This window comes from Streptomyces sp. LMG1-1-1.1 (genome assembly GCF_040815545.1).
Classification (GTDB): domain Bacteria; phylum Actinomycetota; class Actinomycetes; order Streptomycetales; family Streptomycetaceae; genus Streptomyces.
This window is the reverse complement of record NZ_JBFPNH010000031.1, coordinates 84774-105266: the sequence shown is the minus strand read 5'-3', so window position 1 is coordinate 105266 and position 20493 is coordinate 84774. Positions and strand designations below refer to the sequence as shown.

Here is a 20493-nt window from a genome sequence, read left to right as displayed (position 1 = left end):
GGGCAGTGGGGCGCCCGAGGGCGCCGGGCCACGGGGCTCGGGTCAGGCGCAGGGTCGCGGGCTCGGGCCCGGGCAGGCGCCCGACCTCGGGGGCTCGGCCGCTGGGCGGGCCGCCCCGGGGCGGGGGCACGCCCCGAGGGTGCCGGGGCCCCAGGGCTCGGCCGGAGCGCCCGGCCTGGGACGGATCAGGGTCGCAGGGCTCGGGGCTCGGCCGGAGCGCCCGGCCTGGGACGGATCAGGGTCGCAGGGCTCGGGGCTCGGCCGGAGCGCCCGGCCTGGGACGGATCAGGGGCGCGGGGCTCGGGGCTCGGCCGGGGCGCCCGGCCTGGGACGGATCAGGGTCGCGGGGCTCGGGCCCGGGACAGAGGCAGGGGCGCGGGGTTCGGGCCCGGGGGGCGCAGGGTCGCGGGGCTCGGGCGCCGTGGGGAGGGGGTCAGTTGAGGGTGGCTACTCGGTCTCGGTAGGTGCGGGCGGCGGCGGCGTCGCGGTAGGGCTCGAGGCGGCGCTCGAAGTCGCGGACGTATTCGACGGCGCGGGCGGACCGCATTTCGGAGGCTTGTTGGGCGGCCTCCGCACCGAGCGCGCAGGCTTGGTCGAGTTCGCCGAGGGCGAGGCGGGAGGTGGCGAGGACGACCCGGCAGAAGAGGCGGCTGCGGGCGAAGCCGGGGGCGCGGAGTTGGAGGGCGCGTTCGGCGTGCTGGGCGGCGGGGCGGTACTGCTGGAGGTCGCGGTGGCAGTGGCCGAGTTCGTCGGCGAGTTGGGCTTCGTCGAACATCCGGGCCCAGTAGGGCACCTCGTCGCCGGGTCGGGCCGCTTCGAGGGCCCGTTCGGCGCGGACGAGGGAGGCGCTGCAGGCGCGGGCCTCGCCGAGGACGGCGTGTCCGCGGGCCTCGATGGCGTGCAGCATCGCCTGGACGGCGGGGGGCGCTGCGGGGCCGACGCCCTGCTGGGCGACGCGGGCGAGCTGCACGGCCTCGCGTCCGTGGCCGAGGTAGACGGCCTGGCAGCTCATGGTGAGGAGCACGTACGAGCCGTAGGCCCGGTCCCCGGCGGCCTGGGCGAGGCGCAGGGCCTGGACGAAGTAGCGCTGGGCGAGGCCGTGGGCGGCGATGTCGTACGACGTCCAGCCGGCGAGCCGGGTGAGGTCGGCGGCGGCGGCGAAGAGGCGGCGGCCGACGGACTCGCCGTACGTGCCGCGCAGCATCGGCTCGGCCTCGTGCTCCAGGTAGCGGACGAGTGCCTGGCGGGCGTGGCCGCCGCCGTAGGCGTGGTCGAGGGTGCGGAAGAGTTCGCCGACGGAGCGGAGGGCGGCGATGTCGCCGCTGGAGACCCGCTGGCCGGGCCCCCTGTCCGTGCCGCGCTGGCGGGGTACGGAGAAGCGGCCCTGGGCCGGGACCCGGGGGTCGTGCGGGGGTGTGCCTGCGGGGGGCCTGGGGGCGGTGGGGGCGGGTTCCCCGCGCGCGACCCGGTCGTCGGCGCGGCCGATCAGCCAGTCGCGGCTGGGGACGACGAGGCCGGCGGGGGTGAAGGCGATCTTGCGGAGTTCGGCGTGGCTGCCGGAGTCCTTGCGCCAGAGGCCGCTGACGATGTCGACGGCTTCCTCGGGGGTGGCCGCGAACTCCAGGCCGGCGTAGACCGGCGCGCAGGCGTCGAGGCCGAGGTCCTGGGCGGAGAGCCGGCGGCCGAGGCGGCGGGTGAAGACCTCGGCGATGAGGGCGGGGGTGGTGCCGCGCGGCTGCTGCCCGCGGAGCCAGCGGGTCACGGAGGTCTTGTCGTACCGCAGGTCGAGGCCGTGTTCGAGACCGAGCTGGTCGACCCGTCTGGCGAGGCCCGCGTTGGAGAACCCGGCTTCGGCGATGAGCGCGGCGAGCTGGCGGTTCGGGATGCGCTGCGGTGGTCGTTCCGTCATCAGCTGTGCGGTCTCCTGCCTTCCGGGTCCCGGCGGCAGCCCCGTCGGACCCTCATGGAACGGCGCGAATTTAGCGGTCTCCACGGCCCGTACCGCCACCTTCGCCCCACATTCATCCGATCGTGTGAGGATTGACGGCATCGCTGACGTAGGCGCCCCCGGTCACCTGCCGGAGGGGTGTCCGCATCGCCGCCGTACAGTTGCATGGGCGCGAATGACGCACGGTGCCGTTCCGGCCCGGGATGATCCCCGGTCCCCGGTGCACGGCACCCAGGAGGAGGCATGGCCGTGAGTGAGCTGCGATTCGTCCGTCTCGGGTTCGGCGCGGAGGCCGTCGACTACCAGGTGGCCTGGGACAAGCAGCGCGAGGTGCACGCCGCGCGGTTCGCCGACGAGATCGACGACACGTGCCTGCTCCTGGAGCACCCGCCGGTCTACACGGCGGGGCGGCGCACGGCGGAGAGCGAGCGCCCGCTGGACGGGACGCCGGTGGTGGACGTGGACCGCGGCGGCAAGATCACCTGGCACGGCCCGGGCCAGCTGGTCGGCTACCCGATCATGAAGCTGCCCCGCCCGGTGGACGTCGTCGCGCACGTGCGCCGCCTGGAGGAGGCCCTGATCCGTACGGCGGCCGAGTTCGGCGTGGAGACGTCGCGGGTCGAGGGGCGCAGCGGGGTCTGGGTCCTCGGCGACCCGGTCGAGCAGCGGCCGTCGTTCGGCGGGCTGTCCCTCGACTTCGACCCCCGGCTGACCGACGAGGAGTTCGACCCGCGGCTGAACGGCCCCGAGTACGCCCCGTCCAACGCCGGCCAGCGCCGTGAGGACCGCAAGCTCGCGGCCATCGGCATCCGGGTCGCCAAGGGCGTCACCATGCACGGCTTCGCCCTCAACGTGAACCCCGACAACGCCTGGTTCGACCGGATCATCCCGTGCGGTATCCGCGACGCGGGCGTGACCTCGCTCGCCAACGAGCTGGGCCGGGACCTCGCGATCGAGGAGGTGCTCCCGGTCGCGGAGCGCCATCTGCGAGAGGTCCTGGAGCACGCGGAGCTGAAGCCCCGCGAGATCGAGCGCCCGGTGGAACCGGCCTCGGCCTGAGGAACCCCGGAGGAATGCAGGGCCCTGGCCAGAGGTTGGCCAGACGTAGTAAGGCATGGGAACCAACGGCGTACCCTGGTGTGCGCCGAAGAATCGAAGCTACAGGAGCCGATGTGTCCGCAGTCGCCCCCGACGGACGCAAGATGCTGCGCCTGGAGGTCCGGAACGCCCAGACCCCCATCGAGCGCAAGCCCGAGTGGATCAAGACCCGCGCGAAGATGGGTCCGGAGTACACGAAGATGCAGAGCCTCGTGAAGAGCGAGGGCCTGCACACGGTCTGCCAGGAGGCGGGCTGTCCCAACATCTTCGAGTGCTGGGAGGACCGCGAGGCCACCTTCCTCATCGGCGGTGACCAGTGCACCCGGCGCTGCGACTTCTGCCAGATCGACACGGGCAAGCCCGAGGCGCTGGACCGTGACGAGCCGCGCCGCGTGGGCGAGTCGGTCGTCACGATGGACCTGAACTACGCCACCATCACGGGCGTCGCGCGCGACGACCTGGAGGACGGCGGCGCCTGGCTGTACGCGGAGACCGTGCGCCAGATCCACCAGCAGACCGCGGACCGCGCCGAGGGCCGGACCAAGGTCGAGCTACTCGCTCCCGACTTCAACGCGGTGCCGGAGCTCCTCGCGGAGGTCTTCGCCTCCCGTCCCGAGGTCTTCGCGCACAACGTGGAGACGGTCCCGCGGATCTTCAAGCGGATCCGTCCCGGCTTCCGCTACGAGCGGTCCCTGGACGTCATCACGAAGGCGCGGGACTACGGTCTGGTCACGAAGTCGAACCTGATCCTCGGCATGGGCGAGACCCGCGAGGAGGTCAGCGAGGCGCTCCGCCAGCTGCACGACGCGGGTTGCGAGCTCATCACGATCACCCAGTACCTGCGTCCGTCCGTCCGGCACCACCCCGTCGAGCGCTGGGTGAAGCCGCAGGAGTTCGTGGAGCTGAAGGAGGAGGCCGACGAGATCGGCTTCTCCGGCGTGATGTCGGGCCCGCTGGTCCGCTCCTCGTACCGCGCGGGGCGCCTCTTCCAGCAGGCGATCGAGAAGCGCGGCGCGGTCGACAACGCCACCCAGGCCGTCTGAGGCGCCACGCGCGGCGCTGGGGTGCCACCCGGGCCGCCCGAGGCGTGACGCCGGGGCGCCCGAGCCCTGTGTGAATCCGAGCACAAGTAGTTACCGGTCAGTAGTGGCCGGATTCGATGCGGCCCGTACGGCCCCGCAGCTCAGCGGGGGCGTACGGGCCGCATCGCGCGTTCCCGACTGGTCCGACCGGCCGCATCAACGTTTCATCAGTGTTTGACCACCGGGTCACGCCCTGGTAACACCGATCTGTGAGCTTGGATGCACTCACCGCCACCACCCGCTCGCTTCCCCCCACCTCGTCTCACCCGCATTCGAGAGAGGACCCCGACATGCCGGCCGCATCGACGCACGTCCGCGTCACCGCGATCCCGTCCGTCACCGACGCCCTGAAGGCCGTGGAGGCGCTGCTCCTGGGCGCCGGACAGCGCACCGCCCGGCGCAACGCCTGGAACTCCGTCCTGGAGGACCGCCGCCGCGCCCGCGACCGGGTCGAGGCCCAGCATGTGATGGAGGCCGCGTCCGGTCGGACCTCGCGGGCCACGTAAACTTCAGGACATGGCGAGGAAGGCAAACACGGGCAGCGCTGACGCTGCGACTCCAGGGCGACTGAAGCAGATCGCCCTCACGTACCAGATGACCCGGAAGGCCGACCCCAAGGTCGGTCTGGTCGTCGCGGGCGTGGGCATCGTCGTACTCGGTGTCCTCCTCGCGATCGGCTTCCTCATCGGTCATCCGGTCTATCTGGGCATCCTGGGCTTCGTCCTGGGGCTCCTGGCGGCGGCCATCGTGTTCGGACGGCGCGCCGAGCGCGCCGCCTTCGGACAGATGGAGGGCCAGCCGGGCGCTGCCGCGGCGGTGCTCCAGAACATCGGACGCGGCTGGACCACGACCCCCGCGGTCGCGATGAACCGCAGCCAGGACGTCGTGCACCGCGCGGTCGGCCGGGCGGGCATCGTGCTGGTAGCCGAGGGCAACCCGAACCGGGTCAAGACCCTGCTCGCGGCCGAGAAGAAGCGGATGAACCGCGTCGTGGTGGACGTGCCGGTGCACGACATCATCGTCGGCGACGGTGAGGGACAGGTGCCGCTGAAGAAGGTCCGTACGACCATGCTCAAGCTGCCGCGGGTGCTCACCGGCCCCCAGGTGACCGCCGCCAACGACCGGCTGCGGGCGATGGGCGACCTCATGAGCAACATGCCGCTGCCGAAGGGTCCGATGCCGAAGGGCATGCGGATGCCGCGCGGCGGAAAGACGCGCTGACACGACGATTCCGTACGAGGAAGGCCCCGGACCGAGCGGTCCGGGGCCTTCCTCGTACGCGTACCGCGAGTGGGTCAGATGCGGACCTGGACGGCGCCGGAGAGGCGGTCGTGGAGGCCGCGGCCGTCACGGTCCCAGATGAGGGCCGGGAGGGCGAGGCAGACGAGCAGGGAGCGGACCGCGACGCGCCCGAGGCCCAGCCGGCCGCCGTGCGCGGAGACGACGCGCAGGCCGAAGAGGCGCTTGCCGGGCGTCGAGCCCACGGTGCCCACCGTCAGCACGCTCAGGACGAGCAGGATGCCGAGGGCCCAGTTGCCCGTCGCCTGGTCGTAGCCGTCGGTGACAAGGCCGTATGCGATCAGCATGCAGAGGCCCCAGTCGACGGCCAGGGCGCCGAGGCGCCGCCCGGGGCGGGCGATCGAACCGGGCCCCAATTCCGGCAGCCCGAGCTGCTGACCGCGGTATCCGAAGTCGACGCCTGCGTCCTCGGCCGCCGCGCGGGGGCCGGAGAGCCAAGATCCGAGTGCTTGCCTGTTGTCCACCCGACCACGGTACTGCGCCCGTTTTTGATCACTTCGGCCCGGGTACGCGTACCGCTGCGGCGCGCGCGATGGCACCCACCCCGGTTAACTTCGACGAAACAATTGGGTCATGCTTGAGAAATCCCGTCTGCCTATGGTCGGGTCCAGCGTGTGCCACCGCACTGGCCGCACGACCGAGCTGCAACCCCGCCCCTCCCCGGGCCGGGAGTAGGAGGAGTTGGATGTCCGAGAAGCACGGGTTCCAGAACGCCGACGAGGTCCAGAAGTTCATCAAGGACAACGACGTCAAGATGGTCGACGTCCGGTTCTGCGACCTTCCGGGCGTGATGCAGCACTTCACGATCCCCGCGACGGCGTTCGACCCGTCCGAGGAGCTCGCCTTCGACGGCTCGTCCATCCGCGGCTTCCAGGCGATCCACGAGTCCGACATGGCGCTCCGCGCCGACCTGTCGACGGCCCGCGTGGACCCCTTCCGCCGCGACAAGACGCTGAACATCAACTTCTTCATCCACGACCCGATCACGGGCGAGCAGTACAGCCGCGACCCGCGCAACATCGCGAAGAAGGCCGAGGCGTACCTCGCCTCCACCGGCATCGCCGACACCGCGTACTTCGGCCCCGAGGCCGAGTTCTACGTCTTCGACTCGGTCCGCTTCGAGACCTCGGCGAACCAGGGCTTCTACCACATCGACTCCGAGGCCGGCGCCTGGAACACCGGTGCGGAGGAGAACAACCGCGGCTACAAGGTCCGCTACAAGGGCGGCTACTTCCCGGCCCCGCCGGTCGACCACTTCGCCGACCTGCGCTCCGAGATCTCCCTGGAGCTGGAGAACGTCGGCCTCCAGGTCGAGCGCCAGCACCACGAGGTCGGCACCGCCGGCCAGGCCGAGATCAACTACAAGTTCAACACGCTGCTCGCCGCGGCCGACGACCTGATGCTCTTCAAGTACATCGTGAAGAACGTCGCCTGGCGCAACAACAAGACCGCGACCTTCATGCCGAAGCCGATCTTCGGCGACAACGGCTCGGGCATGCACGTCCACCAGTCGCTGTGGTCGAACGGCGACCCGCTGTTCTACGACGAGACCGGCTACGCGGGCCTCTCGGACACCGCCCGCTACTACATCGGCGGCATCCTCAAGCACGCCCCGTCGCTGCTCGCCTTCACCAACCCGACGGTGAACTCGTACCACCGCCTGGTCCCGGGCTTCGAGGCCCCGGTCAACATGGTGTACTCGCAGCGCAACCGCTCCGCCGCCATGCGCATCCCGATCACGGGCTCGAACCCGAAGGCCAAGCGCGTCGAGTTCCGCGCGCCGGACCCGTCCTCGAACCCGTACCTCGCCTTCTCCGCCCTGCTCCTCGCGGGCCTCGACGGCATCAAGAACAAGATCGAGCCCGCGGAGCCGATCGACAAGGACCTGTACGAGCTCGCTCCCGAGGAGCACGCCAACGTCCAGCAGGTCCCGACCAACCTCGAGGCCGTCCTCCACGCCCTCGAGGACGACAACGAGTACCTCCAGGCCGGCGGCGTCTTCACCTCCGACCTCATCGAGACCTGGATCGACTACAAGCGCACCCACGAGATCGCCCCGATCCAGCTGCGCCCGCACCCGCACGAGTTCGAGCTCTACTTCGACCTCTAAACCGCGAGGCTCCGAACGAGCTACCGCCGGCCGTGTCCCTCCCCCTCCGGGAGGGCCACGGCCGGCGGCCGTTTCCAGGCAGAAGTGCGAACAGCTGACGAACTATCGTGCGTACCCGCGAGTACGGGTTTCACTCTCCGCGACTGATCGATAGCGTCTCGTCGTCGCTGCCGCCACACCCGGAGCACAGGGCTCCGCCGGGACTAGCTGGCGCGATGAGGACTGCCTACGTGACTCAGGCGGCTTTGGCCCCTGCGGAGACACTTCGACTGCAGCCGTACACCGATCACTGCCGCGTCATCGCTGACGAGGGCGCGCACGTGGTCATCGGCGTCTCCCCGGGGAACAGTTATTTCACGGCCCAGCGGCTGCGCGAGCTGACGCGCTGGGGTGTGGACCACTTCGATCAGGTCGATCTCGTGTACACCGATCTGCATGTCGCCGACATGTACGAGGCGCTGGGGTACGGGGCCGACGAGGCGCGGCGCAAGGCCGTCAAGAACCTGCGGGGGGTGCGGGCGAAGGTCGGGGCGGCGGCGGCCGAGGCCGACCCCACGGGGGTACGGGTACGGGCCCGCGGGATGTCGGAGTTCGGCGACGTCCCGGCCTACCGCGAGCTGCACCGCACGGTGCTCGACGCGGTGGCGGCGGACCCCGTGGTGCGGGAGACCTGCGACGCCCTGACCGGCATCTTCCTGGCCGGGAAGCTGGAGCCGGGACAGCGGACCGACGAGCGGCAGCGGGAGGTGTGCCGGGCGTACATCTGCGCCGAGGTGCCGCTCTTCCTGGACACGCCCGCGATCCTCGGGGTGCCGTCCTCGCTCAACTGCTACCACCAGGCGCTGCCGTTGGCCGATCTGCTGTACGGGCGGGGGTCCGGACTCCGGGCCTCGCGCAACCAGGGCCACGGCATCCTCCCGCCCGCCGGGAACACCGCAACCACCGTCGAAGGAGCCGCCCGATGAGCGTCGCCGTCCAGACCCCGCCGGCCTTCCCCTTCGACTGGGACGGGACCCGGCTGCCCGCCGAGATCGACGCGCTGCGCGCCGAACCGGTCCGGAAGGTCCGCACGATCGCCGGGGCCGAGGCCTGGCTGGTCTCCTCGCACGAGCTGTGCAGCCAGGTCCTGGAGGACCCCCGGTTCAGCCTGAAGGACACCTCGGCGCCGGGAGCGCCCCGGCAGTACGCGCTGACGATCCCGCCGCACGTGGTGAACAACATGGGCAACATCACCGGGGCCGGGCTGCGCAAGGCCGTCATGAAGGCGATCAACCCGAAGGCGCCCGGCCTGGAGGAGTGGCTGCGGGCGCGGGCCGGGGCCCTGGTGGACGCGCTGGTCGCCGAGGGGGCGCCCGCGGAGCTGCGGAGCGCCTACGCCGATCCGTACTCGGCGGGGCTGCACTGCCGGATGCTGGGCATCCCGGAGGAGGACGGGCCCCGGCTGCTGCGCAGCCTGGACGTGGCCTTCATGAACGCACCGCGCGAGATCGAGGCGGCCCGGCTCCACTGGGACCGCGACATCGCCTACATGACCGAGCGCCTGGACGATCCGGCGACGGGCGGGCTGATGGCGGAGCTCGCGGCGCTGCGCGAGGATCCCGACTACGCGCACCTGACGGACGAGATGCTGGCGACGGTGGGCGTGACCCTGTTCGGAGCCGGGGTGATCTCCACCGCCGGGTTCCTGACGATGGCGCTGGTGTCGGTGCTGACCCGGCCGGACGTGCGTGAGGCGCTGACCGCCGGCGGCGTGCCGAGGGTCGCCGGAGCCATGGACGAACTGCTGCGGGTGAACCTGTCGATCGGCGACGGGCTGCCGCGGCTCGCCCTGGAGGACGTGCGGCTCGGCGAGGTCGAGGTGCGGGCCGGCGAACTGGTCCTGGTGCTCGTGGAAGCCGCGAACCACGACCCGGAGCGCTTCCCCGACCCGCTGGTCTTCCGGCCGGACCGTGAGAACGCCGCCGAGCACCTCTCCTTCGGCGGCGGACGGCACTACTGCCCGGCGACGGCGCTCGGCAAGCGGCACGCCGAGATCGCCCTGGAGACGCTCCTCGACCGGCTGCCGGGGCTGCGGCTCGCGGTGCCGGTCGAGCAACTGGTGTGGCGCACCAACTTCATGAAGCGGCTCCCCGAGCGGCTGCCGGTGGCCTGGTAGCGGGCGGGATCCGACGACGGCGCTGCCCGGCACGGCCGGGCAGCGCCTCTCCGGGATCAGCGGCCGTAGCGGATGAGGGCGCGGACCATGCGGCAGGTGGTGTCGGAGGGCGGGTGGATGCCGATGGTCTCGGCGGTGGTGCGTATGGTCGTGTTGGTGGCCTTCGACGGGAGGTAGACGCCCGCGTCGAGGAGGGCGATGGCGAGGCGCATGGCCTTGAGGCGCCGGTTGTGCGTGACGTACCACTCGCGGGGCCGGCCCGCGGGAAGGGGCTTCCGCTGGAGGGGCTTCCAGGGTTCGATGGACGGCGTGCGGATCACGGCGAGAGCCATGGGCTACCTCCTGGCGAACGGTGGGATGGGGGCCCTCCCCGGGACCCTCACCTTCACCCCCTATTTTAGAGACCCCCACTGACAATCGCCCCTGGCCAGATGGGGTTTGGGGGGTGGTGGCGGAAGGTGTGGGGGGTACCGTGTGCGGCATGGAGATCTGGATCAATCCCGCCTGTTCCAAGTGCCGCAGCGCCCTCACCCTGCTCGACGCCGAGGGCGCCGACTACACCGTGCGCCGCTACCTGGAGGACGTGCCGTCGCCGGACGAGATCCGGCGGGTCCTGGAGCGCCTCGGGCTGGAACCGTGGGACATCACGCGGACCCAGGAGGACGCCGCCAAGGAGCTCGGGGTGAAGGAGTGGCCCCGGGACGCGGCGAACCGGGAGCGGTGGATCGAAGCGCTCTCCGCGCACCCCAAGCTGATCCAGCGGCCCATCATCACGGCGGAGGACGGCACGGCCGTCGTCGGCCGGACCGAGGACGCCGTGCGGGACGCGCTGTCCCGCTGACCCGGATCGACGACATCGTGCTCGGCAGCGATCTGCATCTGGACCTCACCGCGGGCGGCAGTCGGCGGGCGGCGCTCATCGGGGCTCTGCGCGAGGCCGTACGGGGCGGGCGGCTGGCCCCCGGTACGCGGCTCCCGCCCTACCGGTCGCTCGCCGCCGACCTGGGCATCGCCCGCAACACCGTCGCCGACGCGTACGCCGAGCTGGTCGCCGAGGGCTGGCTGACCGCCCGCCAGGGCTCGGGGACCCGCGTGGCCGAGGGGGTCTCCGAAGGCTGGTCGACCGCCCACCAGGGGTCGGGGACGCAGGCGGCCGACGGGAGCGCCGAGGGGTCGCCCCCCGCCCGACACGGGGTGGGCACCCGCGTGGCCGACGTTTCCCCGGCCGCACGCCGAGGGGCCGGGGCCCGCGGTGCCGGCGGTGGCGCCGTGCCCGCCTCCGGCGCGGCGCGGACGGCTGCTCCGGAGGCGGAGCCGTACGACCTGGTTCAGGGGAAGCCGGACCCAGGGGCCTTCCCGCGCGGGGCGTGGCTGGTGGCGGCCAGGCGGGCGTTGACGGCGGCGCCGCACGAGGTGTTCGGGATCGGCGACCCTCGTGGGCGGGTCGAACTGCGGAACGCGCTGTCCTCGTACCTCGCGCGGGTACGGGGGGTGCGGACCGGGCCCGAGCGGATCGTGGTGTGCTCGGGTGCGGCGCACGCGCTGCGGCTGCTCGCCCGGGTCGTGGGTGAGGCGGGGCCGTGGGCCGTCGAGGCGTACGGACTGCCGTACCACCGGGCGCTGCTCGCCGAGGCCGGTGTCGGCACGCTGCCGGTGCCGGTCGACGAGGAAGGGGCGCGGGTCGCCGAGATCCCCGACGCGGCGGGCGCGGTACTGCTCACCCCCGCCCACCAGTTCCCGACCGGCGGGCCGCTGCACCCCGAGCGGCGGGCCGGCGTCCTGGAGTGGGCGCGGCGGTCCGGCGGGCTCGTGGTGGAGGACGACTACGACGGTGAGTTCCGTTACGACCGGCGGCCGGTGGGCGCCGTCCAGGGCCTCGACCCCGAACGGACCGTCCTCGTCGGCTCCGTCAGCAAGAGCCTCTCCCCCGCCCTGCGGATCGGCTGGATGTGCCTGCCGGCGGCGCTCGTGGACGGTGTCGTCGCCGCGAAGGGCGAGCGCGAGCCGTACTCCTCGGCCACCGAGCAGCTCACGCTCGCCGACTTCGTCGACTCCGGCGCGTACGACCGGCACGTCCGCCGCATGCGGCAGCGGCACCGGAGCCGCCGCGACCGGCTGGTCGCGGCCCTCGCCGAACGGGTGCCTGAGGTACGGGTGACGGGCATCGCCGCCGGTCTGCACGCCGTCCTGGAGCTGCCCCCCGGCAGCGAGCCCGCCGCCCTGGCCGCCGCCGCCCGCCACGGCGTGGCCGTCGAGGGCCTCGCCGCCTACCGCCACCCCGACGCCCCGGGCCCGCCCCGCCCCGCCGGCCTGGTCGTCGGCTACGCCACCCCACCGGAACGTCTGTACGGCGCCGCCCTGGAGGCCCTGTGCACGGCACTGGCGGAGGCCGTCGCATCCCGCTCCTGAGGCCCCGGCCCCGTGCCCCGGCCCTGCACACGGCTCCGGGGCTCCCTCCGGTCTCACTCTTGAGACCCACGCCCTGCGCACGGCGCCGTGGCTCCGTCCGGCCTCACTCCTGAGACCCACGCCCTACGTACGGCGCGGCTCCGTCCGGTCTCAGCCTCGGCCCTGAGGCCGCAGGCGCTTCCGCATGATCGTCTCGGCGGCGGTCACGGCGTGCGCCGTGTAGCCGAGCCGCTCGTACAGGGCAAGGGCCCGGGCGTTGGCCGCGAGCACGGCCAGGCGGAGTGCGGGGGCGCCGGTGGCGCGGGCCCAGGTCTCGACGGCGGTGACCAGGCGGGCCGCGAGGCCGCGTCCGCGGGTGTCGGGGGCGACCCGGACCGAGCGGAGCTCGGGGACTCCGTCGGGTGCCCGGAGCCCGGCGGCGAGGCCGACGGGCCGGGCTCCGAGGGCCGCGAGAACGCCGTACCCGGCCGGATCGTCGAAGCGGGCCCGCCACCGCTCCTCCCCGCCGTGCGCCCAGTCGGCGAGCCGGGTGTCGAACGCCTCGGGCGAGGTGGCGGGGGAGGCGAGGCGTGCCTCCCGCCAGAGCGGCCAGTCGGCGGAGGTGACGGCCCGGACGACCGGAGCGCCCTCGCGACCATCGTCAGGCGCGACGGCCCGGATCGCCGGGGCCCCCTCGCGACCATCGTCAGGCGCGACGGCCCGGACCGCCGGGGCCCCCTCGCCGCTGTCGTCAGGCGCGACCGCCCGGATCGCCGGGGCCCTCTCGCCGCTGCCGTCGGGCGCGACCGCCCGGACGACCGGAGCACCCTCGCCGCTGCCGTCAGGCGTGGTCGGCCGCGCAGCGCTCCGCCTCGGTGAGGATCTCGGTCAGCCGGAGGCCGAAGCGGGCGTCGCAGGGGTGGGGTGCGCCGGAGTGGGCTGCGGTGACGAGGGCGTCGACGGCGGCGGCGAAGGCGGTGACGGCGCCGTCCCAGCGGGGCAGTTCGGCCCGGCCGGAGGTGCCGTACAGGGTGAGGGCGGCCTCCGCCGCAGCGGGCGGGGCGCTGAGGGTGAGGGTGGCCGTGCTGCTCGCGCCGGACGCGTGCCGGAGGACCAGGTGGTGGGTGTCGTCGGGGCCGGGCACGGCGGTGATCGCGGTGACGTCGCCGAGGACCGGCAGGTAGACCGAGAGGACGTGCGGGCCGACGTCCCAGAGGCCGCCCTTCTCCCGCCGCCAGGGGGACGCGGCGTAGGCGCTCGCGGAGCCGGGGCCGTAGAGGGAGCCCAGCCAGTGCGCCTCGCCGAGGAACCAGCCGCCCGCGGCAGCCTGCTCGTCGATCCAGCGGGCGGTCGGCTCCGCGAACCGCAGGGTGCAGAAGACCACCGAGGCGACCCCGGCCGCCTCGACCGCGTCGGCCACCGTGCGGGCCCCGGCCACCGTGGTGGCGACCGGCTTGTCCAGGAGCACGTGGCAGCCGGCCTCCGCGGCCCGTACCGCCAGGGGTGCCTGGACGTCCGGCGGCAGCGCGAGGGCGACGGCGTCGCTCGCCGCGAAGAGCGCGTCGACGTCGTCGAACGCGCGGGTGCCCGAGGCGGCGGCGAGCGCGGCCGCGGCCTCGGGGCGTCTGCCCCACACCCCGCTGAACTCGGCGTCCGCGTGCGCCGCGAGCGCGGGCGCGTGCGTACGGGCGGCCCAGGGGCCGGTTCCGAGGAGTCCGATACGGGGCTTCGCGCCCGGCTTCTTCGCCATGGGACCAGTCTGCCGGGTGCCGCCGACAGTCGGGCCCGGGGGGCGTGCGACGGACGCACGTCGGGGCTTGCGCGGGCGGGTGGGGGGTGCCGACGGGCGGGACGACGGGGCGTCCGAGGGACGGATACGACGGGGTGTCCGGCGGACCGGATGACGGGGCGTCTGGCGGACGGGGCATCCGGCGGACGGGATGACGGGGCGTCCGACCGACGGGGCATCCGACCGACGGTACGACGGAGCCGTCCGACCGACGGGACGAAGCGGCTGCGACGGACGGGACCAGGGGCGCCGTGCCGGAAAACCGCTGGCAGGCCTCCCCCACGCCGGTGTTAGCGTTCCTCCGCCGGCCGCGGGACTCCGGCGCGACTTCCGGAACCTGCCTCTGAAGCAACGTCTTCGCTGTTCGCGCCCTCATTCCCCGGCCGGCTTCCATGCGAGAAGGGGGAGCGCCGTGTCCGAGCTCGTCGCCGCGGAGGACGTGCTCCTCTTCGTGAACGCCGCCGTGACCGCCACCGGCCAGCGGGAGTTCCGCTCCTCCGCCGCCGAGCAGCGGTTCTCGCTGTTCTTCCTCCACGAGTACGTGCGGATCAACTACCGGCCCGTGTACGCGGCCGCCCTCGCGCTCGACGTCAACCACCACAACGCCGCCCTGATCATCGAAGGGCTGCTGCGCACCGCCGGGGAGGCCGGCGGGGTCGAGGAGAGGCGGGCCGAGGGCCGGCTGATCGCCGCGCGGCTCGCGCTCCTGCCGCCGCAGCGGGTCTACCGGTTGTTCCGCGCGCTGCGGGCCGCCGGGGTCAACAACCGGCGCACGCGCGCGATCGTGCGCGCGTGGCTCGCGGCCCGCCCCGATCCGGCGCTGGACGCGGTGAAGTACCGCAGCGGGGTGAAGACCGCCCTGCGGCACGTCCACGGCCGTCCCGCCGACCCCGAGACCGGCGACTTCCTCTTCGCGCCCGGCCGCCGCGTGCGGTACGGGAACGCCACCCTCGACGCGCACCGCCGGGCGCACTACGAGCAGTCGGCGGTGTACGAGCTGCCGTTCACGGTCGCCGAGGGGTTCGCCGCGAAGCACGGGGTGCCCCGTGCGCTGTTCCTGGAGCGGATCGCGCCCCGGATGACCCGTCTCGAACGGCTCAGGACGGACCGGGCGGCGGGCGGCGGGACGGACCTGTCCGTGATGCCGCTGACCCGGCTCGCGCTGTACGTCCTGGGGCTGCCGTTCGGCGAGCGGGTCGAGCGCCGGGCCGAGCTCACGCGGGCGCTGCGCGCGTCCGCCCGGCGCGCGGCGGGGCCGTACGCCGGGAGCTGGGGGCGGGTGACTGCGGTGCTCGACGACAGCTTCTCGTCGTCCGGTTCGGCGGTGAAGCGGCGCCGGCCGCTGGCGGTCGCGCTGGGCGGGCACTTCCTCCTGGAGGCCCTCGCGGCACCGGGGGCGTACACCGCGCTGTGGACCTCGGGCGGGGACGATCCGCTGCTCGTCCGGCCGTACGGGCCGACGCCGCTGGGGACACGGATCCTGGACGCCCTGGAGACGGGCCCCGAGCGGGTGGTGATCGTGTCGGACGGCTGGGACAACGCGCCGCCGGGGCTCGCGGGAGAGGTCCTGCGGGTGTGGCGCGCGCGGCTCGATCCGGGGCGCCGGACGAGTGTCGTCCACCTCAACCCCGTATACGACGCGGACGGCTTCGACGTGCGTCGGCTCGCGCCGAGCGTGCCGACGGCCGGGATCCGGGACGCGGAGGACCTGGCGGCGCTGGTGGAGATCGCGCAGTTCGCCGAGGGGCGGACGGGCTTCACGGAGCTGCGGGCCTATCTCGACCGCCGGGTGGAGCTCTTCCTGAAGGGGGCAGGGGCATGACCCGCATCGACCTGACCGGCCTCGACGTGCGCCCGGCGCAGGTGTGGGGCGGGGTACGGCTCGTGCCGCTGGTGCGGGCCGAGCCGGTGGCGGGGCTGCGGCTGCGCCGGGAGGTGTACGAGGGGTGGGGCGCGACCTCCGTCGCCCTCGGCGACCGGACCTCGTACACCTCCTACGTCCCGCACGGCTTCGTCGCCGACTGGACGGGCGGCGGGGCGGGGGCCGGGACGGGTGCCGAGCAGGCCGCGTACGGGACCGTGCTCGGCGGCGAGGGCGCGCCGCCGAGCGTGCCCGTGCGACGCGTCCACCGGCTGGCCAAGCGGCGCCAGGGTGAGCGGCGGCTGCGGTTCCTGCCGCTCCACCTCGCCCTGGAGGGGTATCTCGCGCTGCACTTCGGCGGGCCGTCGGTGGTGTGGGACGACTGGTCGCGGGAGGCCCTGCGGCGCGGTCTTTCGCCGCGCGCGGAGGCCGCGTACGCGGGGTGGTCGGTGCCGGGGCTCGCGGAGGCGCTGCGGATCTTCGAGCTCCATCCGGGCCAGTGCGGGCTGCTGCTGTACGTGGCCGACTCGCTGGCCGCGTCCTTCGTGGTGCCGCACCCCGACGACTACCGCCTGCTGCATCCGACGCTGGTGGAGGACCTGTACGGGGAGCTGGTGCACCAGTACGCGTACTACGGCGCCCCGGTGCCCGAGTTCACGGCGCGGATCCGGGACGGGGCCGGCGGCGTCCGTACCCTCGCGGACCTGCGGGCGGCGGCGCGGGAGCAGGAGCGGGCCTGGGCGGTGGCGCACGACGGGCTGATGGCGCGCGACCTCCTGGAGACGCCGTACGCCTTCGAGCGGGTGTACCGGATGGGGTCGTTCGACCTGTACCGGTTCCTGCCGCCGTTCCTGCGGGGCGGGCAGGAGCAGCACATCGGCGAGCTGATCACCGACCACAAGGGGCGGACGGCCTATCTGAAGAGCTTCCGGCTGTCGGAGGCCCAGATCCGCAAGGGGTACCTGCTGCGGCGGCTCGCCGACGCCGACTGGCACCTCGGGCGGACGGCGGAGGCCCTGGGCACCTCGTACGGGGAGGTCGTGCGGCGGGTCCGGGCGGCGGGGCTCGGTGGGCTGCTCGACGCGCACGTCGTCGCACAGCGGCTGCGCGAAAATCAGGAAAGCTGAGTAACACGGGGTTCACAAACGGGCAACCGACGGGAAATCCCGTGTTGCGAAGCTGCGGTCGAACACAAACAGCGCAGTCAGCGCAGACACCGCAGCTTCTCGCAGTGCCGCGAGCCGCGACGGAACCCCGCAGCAGCACGCCAAAGGATGAGACCCGTGACCTTCAAGGCTGAGTACATCTGGATCGACGGCACCGAGCCGACCGCGAAGCTTCGTTCCAAGACGAAGATCATCGCCGGTGAGGGCCTCGCTCTCGACGAGCTGCCGATCTGGGGCTTCGACGGTTCCAGCACGAACCAGGCCGAGGGCCACGCGTCGGACCGTGTCCTCAAGCCGGTCTTCGTCTGCCCGGACCCGATCCGCGGCGGCAACGACATCCTGGTGCTCTGCGAGGTCCTCAACACGGACATGACGCCGCACGAGTCCAACACCCGCGCCGCGCTGGCCGAGGTCGCCGCGAAGTACGCCTCCCAGGAGTCGATCTTCGGCATCGAGCAGGAGTACACCTTCTTCGACGGCACCCGCCCGCTCGGCTTCCCGGTCAACGGCTTCCCGGCCCCGCAGGGCGGCTACTACTGCGGCGTCGGCGTGGACGAGATCCACGGCCGCCCGGTCGTCGAGGCGCACCTCGAGAACTGCCTCAAGGCGGGTCTCGGCATCTCCGGCATCAACGCCGAGGTCATGCCCGGCCAGTGGGAGTTCCAGGTCGGCCCGCTCGCCCCGCTCGAGGTCTCCGACCAGCTGTGGGTCGCCCGCTGGCTGCTGTACCGCACCGCCGAGGACTTCAACGTCGCCGCCACCCTCGACCCGAAGCCGGTCAAGGGCGACTGGAACGGTGCCGGCGCGCACACCAACTTCTCCACCAAGGCGATGCGCGAGGGCTACGACGCCATCATCACCGCCTGCGAGTCCCTCGGCCAGGGCTCGAAGCCGCTGGACCACGTCAAGAACTACGGCGCCGGCATCGACGAGCGCCTCACCGGCCTGCACGAGACCGCCCCGTGGGACGAGTACTCCTACGGCGTCTCCGACCGCGGCGCCTCGGTCCGCATCCCGTGGCAGGTCGAGCAGGACCAGAAGGGCTACATCGAGGACCGCCGCCCGAACGCCAACGTCGACCCGTACGTGGTGACCCGCCTCATCGTGGACACCTGCTGCGAGGCCCTCGCCGCGGCCGGCCAGGTCTGATCCGCAACCGATCAGCACCTGATCAGCGTCTGATCGCGCACTCCGGAAGGGGCGCCCACCGTTTCACACGGTGGGCGCCCCTTCCGTCATGTGGGACGGATGACACGGTGTTCGACTGCCGAAAGGCTCGTCGGAGGCATTCCCTTCTGGTTCAATAGGGATATGGCCATCATGAAGAACGACACCGCGACGGGTCGTCACGACCTCGAGCCGTTCTGGCCCTCCCGGCAGCACCACGACTTCGACCGGGTGTGTTGCCGCGCGATGAAGGCGTCGGCCCTCTAAAGCCCTGATCGGTACGGTCCGATCCACGGCCTTCGGCTGACGCGCATGACGACTGGCGTTCGACGCATGTCCGTCCCTCCTCGCGCGAAAGAGCTGAGTTCTCCATGGTGCACACCCAGATCGCTTCCACCGCTTCCACCGCTTCCCCTCTGACCGCCGTACGGCCCGGCCGGCATCGGCTGCGGGCCGTCGATCCGAACGAGGTCGTCGACCTGGCGCAGGTGGCGAGCTTCCTGCCGCCCGGGGCGACGCTGGTGCCGGCGCCGCAGCACACGCTGCCGGCGCTGCCGGGACGGCCGCCGATGGTCGGGTACCTGGTGCTCGTACCGGCGGACCAGCAGGCGCAGTTGCCGGTGGCGCCGGTGCCCGGGCCCGCGGCCGCCGCGGGTGCCGAGGAGCAGGGGCCGGTGAGCATCGACGACGTGCAGCGGATCGCCGTCGTCGACGGACAGGCTCTCGATCTGACGTACTTGGAGTTCGAGCTGCTCGCGCATCTGGTGGCCCATCCCCACCGGGTGCATACGCGGGACCAGTTGGTCACGACGGTGTGGGGGTACGGGCACGTCGGCGACGGCCGGACGGTCGACGTGCACGTGGCGCGGCTGCGGCGGAAGCTGGGGGCCGAGCACCGCCACACGATCCAGACCGTGCGGCGGGTCGGCTACAAGTACACGCCCTGATCAGGCGGTTCGGCCCTGGCGCGCCCTCACCTTCGCCACGGCGGCGAGGGTGAGGTCCACGGCGAGGAAGAACAGCAGGCTGAGGCCGAGCAGCGGGACGAACCAGCCGACGACCGCCGTGGCCGCGGCGAGCGGCAGCAGCAGGGTCACCGGGACCTTCCGCCAGGCGCCGCGGGCCACCGGTCGGCCGGGACGGCGCAGCCACCACATGCGGTAGCCCCAGAGGATGAGCAGGATCAGCGCGAGCGCGAGCACGGCCAGGGCCAGTTGGTTGAACAGGCCCAGCAAGACGCCGGTGTGGGCGTCGATGCCGATGCGGGTGAGCTTCGCGAGGAGCGGGTAGTCGGCGAAGGCGAGGCGGTCGAGGACCGCGCCGTCGGCCGGGTTCACGGCCACCGAGTCCAGCTGGAGCGGGAACTGGGTGTCGGTCTCCTTGATCACGTACCCCTTGCCCTCGGCGGGCAGGACGACGGAGATCCGCGGGCTGTCGATGCCGGCCGCGCGGGCCGCCGCGACGGCCTTGTCGAGGCCGGTGTCCGTGCCCGCGGCGGGAGCGGCCGGGGTGTGGCCGGCGCCGTGGCCCTCGTGCTCGGAGGAGCCGCCGGCACCGCCGCCGACGGTGGCGGTCAGGGTGGGGGTCGCGCCGCCGAGACCGTCCTGCACGGTGCCGATGTTCTCGCCCGCGTACCGCGACCAGGTCAGGCCGGTCGCGGAGAGCAGGACGAGGCCGGTCACCGCCCACAGGCCGACCGAGCCGTGCCAGGACAGGGTGCGGCGGCGGGACTTCGGGCCCCGCTCGGGCAGGACGAGCGCACGCCGGTTGCGGCGACGGCGGCCGAGCCAGAGCAGCAGGCCGCCGAGCGCGATCACCCACAGCCAGCTCGCGGCGAGCTCGCTGTAGTTGCGCCCGAACTCGCCGAGGTGCAGGTCGCGGTGGAGCTCGTCCAGCCAGGTGCGCAGCGGGAGGGCACCGGAGCCGCCGTAGCTGGGCAGCTGCCCGCGCACCTCACCGGTGTACGGGTCGACGAAGACGGCCGTCGAGGCGCCTTCGGGGGCGTCCGGGTCGGCCATCAGGACCCGGGTGGTCGCACCGGGTTCGGCGCCGGGCCAGACGGCGGTGACGGTGCCGTTCGGGTTGGCCGCGCGGGCGGTCTCCACCTGCCGGGAGAGCGGCAGGGTCGTGTCGCCGACGGGGACCTCCAGCTCGTGCGCGTAGTACACCTTCTCGGCCTGGAAGGAGAGCGCGTACAGCAGACCGCTGACGGCGGCGACGAGGAGGAACGGGGCGACGAGGACGCCCGCGTAGAAGTGGAGGCGCATCACGAGGGGGCGCAGGGCGCTCCAGGTGCCGCCGGACGTGCGCGGCTCGGGGGCGGTTTCCGACGGTGGCGCCTCGGGGGTGTCCGGGCGTGCGGGATCGTGGACGGTCGTCATGACGTGGCTGTCCTAGGAGTTCGGTGCAGACAGGGGAAAGGGACCCCCG

Annotated in this window: 20 protein-coding genes; 14 read left to right on the top strand and 6 right to left on the bottom strand. The window is 73.1% G+C overall.

Features of this window, described 5'->3' with window-relative positions; all coding sequences use genetic code 11:
• Positions 1-433 precede the first annotated feature (433 nt).
• A complete protein-coding gene (locus tag MRBLMG1_RS18310; protein ID WP_367825123.1) occupies positions 434-1909 on the bottom strand; it encodes a regulator in 1476 nt (491 codons plus the stop codon).
• Positions 1910-2197: 288 nt separating this feature from the next.
• Here MRBLMG1_RS18310 and lipB point away from each other — a divergent pair, with 288 nt between their 5' ends.
• From lipB to MRBLMG1_RS18290, 4 genes are all read left to right on the top strand, one after another.
• A complete protein-coding gene (gene lipB, locus MRBLMG1_RS18305; protein WP_367825122.1) occupies positions 2198-3007 on the top strand; it encodes a lipoyl(octanoyl) transferase LipB in 810 nt (269 codons plus the stop codon).
• A 113-nt stretch (positions 3008-3120) separates the two neighbouring features.
• On the top strand, positions 3121-4089 hold the full coding sequence (gene lipA, locus MRBLMG1_RS18300) for a lipoyl synthase (protein ID WP_367825121.1): 969 nt from the start codon (positions 3121-3123) through the stop codon (positions 4087-4089).
• Positions 4090-4418: 329 nt separating this feature from the next.
• Positions 4419-4634, top strand: a complete 216-nt coding sequence (locus MRBLMG1_RS18295; protein WP_367825120.1) for a hypothetical protein — start codon at positions 4419-4421, stop codon at positions 4632-4634.
• A 10-nt stretch (positions 4635-4644) separates the two neighbouring features.
• Positions 4645-5349, top strand: coding sequence for a DUF4191 domain-containing protein (locus MRBLMG1_RS18290; RefSeq protein ID WP_367825119.1), 705 nt, complete (start codon positions 4645-4647; stop codon positions 5347-5349).
• A 74-nt stretch (positions 5350-5423) separates the two neighbouring features.
• Here the strand turns inward: MRBLMG1_RS18290 and MRBLMG1_RS18285 are convergent, their stop codons facing one another.
• Entirely contained in the window at positions 5424-5891 is a 468-nt protein-coding gene (locus MRBLMG1_RS18285) for an RDD family protein (protein ID WP_367825118.1), read from the bottom strand.
• A gap of 221 nt (positions 5892-6112) precedes the next feature.
• Here MRBLMG1_RS18285 and glnA point away from each other — a divergent pair, with 221 nt between their 5' ends.
• From glnA to MRBLMG1_RS18270, 3 genes are all read left to right on the top strand, one after another.
• Entirely contained in the window at positions 6113-7537 is a 1425-nt protein-coding gene (gene glnA / locus MRBLMG1_RS18280) for a type I glutamate--ammonia ligase (protein WP_367825117.1), read from the top strand.
• Positions 7538-7767: 230 nt separating this feature from the next.
• Complete coding sequence (locus MRBLMG1_RS18275; RefSeq protein WP_367825116.1) at positions 7768-8502, top strand: tRNA-dependent cyclodipeptide synthase; 735 nt, start codon at positions 7768-7770, stop codon at positions 8500-8502.
• Positions 8499-9692, top strand: coding sequence for a cytochrome P450 (locus tag MRBLMG1_RS18270; RefSeq protein ID WP_367825115.1), 1194 nt, complete (start codon positions 8499-8501; stop codon positions 9690-9692). Before MRBLMG1_RS18275 ends, MRBLMG1_RS18270 begins: the two co-directional genes overlap by 4 nt.
• Before the next feature lie 56 nt (positions 9693-9748).
• Here the strand turns inward: MRBLMG1_RS18270 and MRBLMG1_RS18265 are convergent, their stop codons facing one another.
• Complete coding sequence (locus tag MRBLMG1_RS18265; protein WP_367825114.1) at positions 9749-10024, bottom strand: hypothetical protein; 276 nt, start codon at positions 10022-10024, stop codon at positions 9749-9751.
• A 149-nt stretch (positions 10025-10173) separates the two neighbouring features.
• Here MRBLMG1_RS18265 and MRBLMG1_RS18260 point away from each other — a divergent pair, with 149 nt between their 5' ends.
• Positions 10174-10533, top strand: a complete 360-nt coding sequence (locus MRBLMG1_RS18260) for an arsenate reductase family protein (RefSeq protein WP_367825113.1) — start codon at positions 10174-10176, stop codon at positions 10531-10533.
• A gap of 17 nt (positions 10534-10550) precedes the next feature.
• The gene (locus tag MRBLMG1_RS18255; protein WP_367825112.1) at positions 10551-12101 is read left to right on the top strand and encodes a PLP-dependent aminotransferase family protein; all 1551 of its coding nucleotides are present in this window, start codon (positions 10551-10553) and stop codon (positions 12099-12101) included.
• 150 nt (positions 12102-12251) lie between these two features.
• On the opposite strand, the gene MRBLMG1_RS18250 is transcribed toward MRBLMG1_RS18255, so the two are convergent.
• Positions 12252-12761 (bottom strand): GNAT family N-acetyltransferase, encoded by a 510-nt coding sequence (locus tag MRBLMG1_RS18250; RefSeq protein ID WP_367825126.1) that lies wholly within the window; start codon positions 12759-12761, stop codon positions 12252-12254.
• A gap of 160 nt (positions 12762-12921) precedes the next feature.
• Positions 12922-13830 carry a Gfo/Idh/MocA family protein gene (locus MRBLMG1_RS18245; protein WP_367825111.1) on the bottom strand — a complete coding sequence of 303 codons (909 nt, stop codon included), beginning with the start codon at positions 13828-13830 and terminating at the stop codon, positions 12922-12924.
• Positions 13831-14281: 451 nt separating this feature from the next.
• Between MRBLMG1_RS18245 and MRBLMG1_RS18240 the strand changes: the two genes are divergently transcribed.
• From MRBLMG1_RS18240 to MRBLMG1_RS18220, 5 genes are all read left to right on the top strand, one after another.
• A complete protein-coding gene (locus MRBLMG1_RS18240) occupies positions 14282-15691 on the top strand; it encodes a hypothetical protein (RefSeq protein ID WP_367825110.1) in 1410 nt (469 codons plus the stop codon).
• The gene (locus MRBLMG1_RS18235; protein WP_367825109.1) at positions 15688-16857 is read left to right on the top strand and encodes an ARPP-2 domain-containing protein; all 1170 of its coding nucleotides are present in this window, start codon (positions 15688-15690) and stop codon (positions 16855-16857) included. Before MRBLMG1_RS18240 ends, MRBLMG1_RS18235 begins: the two co-directional genes overlap by 4 nt.
• Positions 16858-17013: 156 nt before the next feature.
• Complete coding sequence (gene glnII, locus MRBLMG1_RS18230) at positions 17014-18045, top strand: glutamine synthetase (RefSeq protein WP_367825108.1); 1032 nt, start codon at positions 17014-17016, stop codon at positions 18043-18045.
• A gap of 162 nt (positions 18046-18207) precedes the next feature.
• On the top strand, positions 18208-18330 hold the full coding sequence (locus MRBLMG1_RS18225) for a hypothetical protein (protein WP_402461756.1): 123 nt from the start codon (positions 18208-18210) through the stop codon (positions 18328-18330).
• A gap of 104 nt (positions 18331-18434) precedes the next feature.
• Positions 18435-19010, top strand: a complete 576-nt coding sequence (locus MRBLMG1_RS18220) for a winged helix-turn-helix domain-containing protein (RefSeq protein ID WP_367825106.1) — start codon at positions 18435-18437, stop codon at positions 19008-19010.
• Here the strand turns inward: MRBLMG1_RS18220 and MRBLMG1_RS18215 are convergent, their stop codons facing one another.
• Complete coding sequence (locus MRBLMG1_RS18215; RefSeq protein ID WP_367825105.1) at positions 19011-20444, bottom strand: PepSY-associated TM helix domain-containing protein; 1434 nt, start codon at positions 20442-20444, stop codon at positions 19011-19013.
• Between the last annotated feature and the right edge of the window lie 49 nt (positions 20445-20493).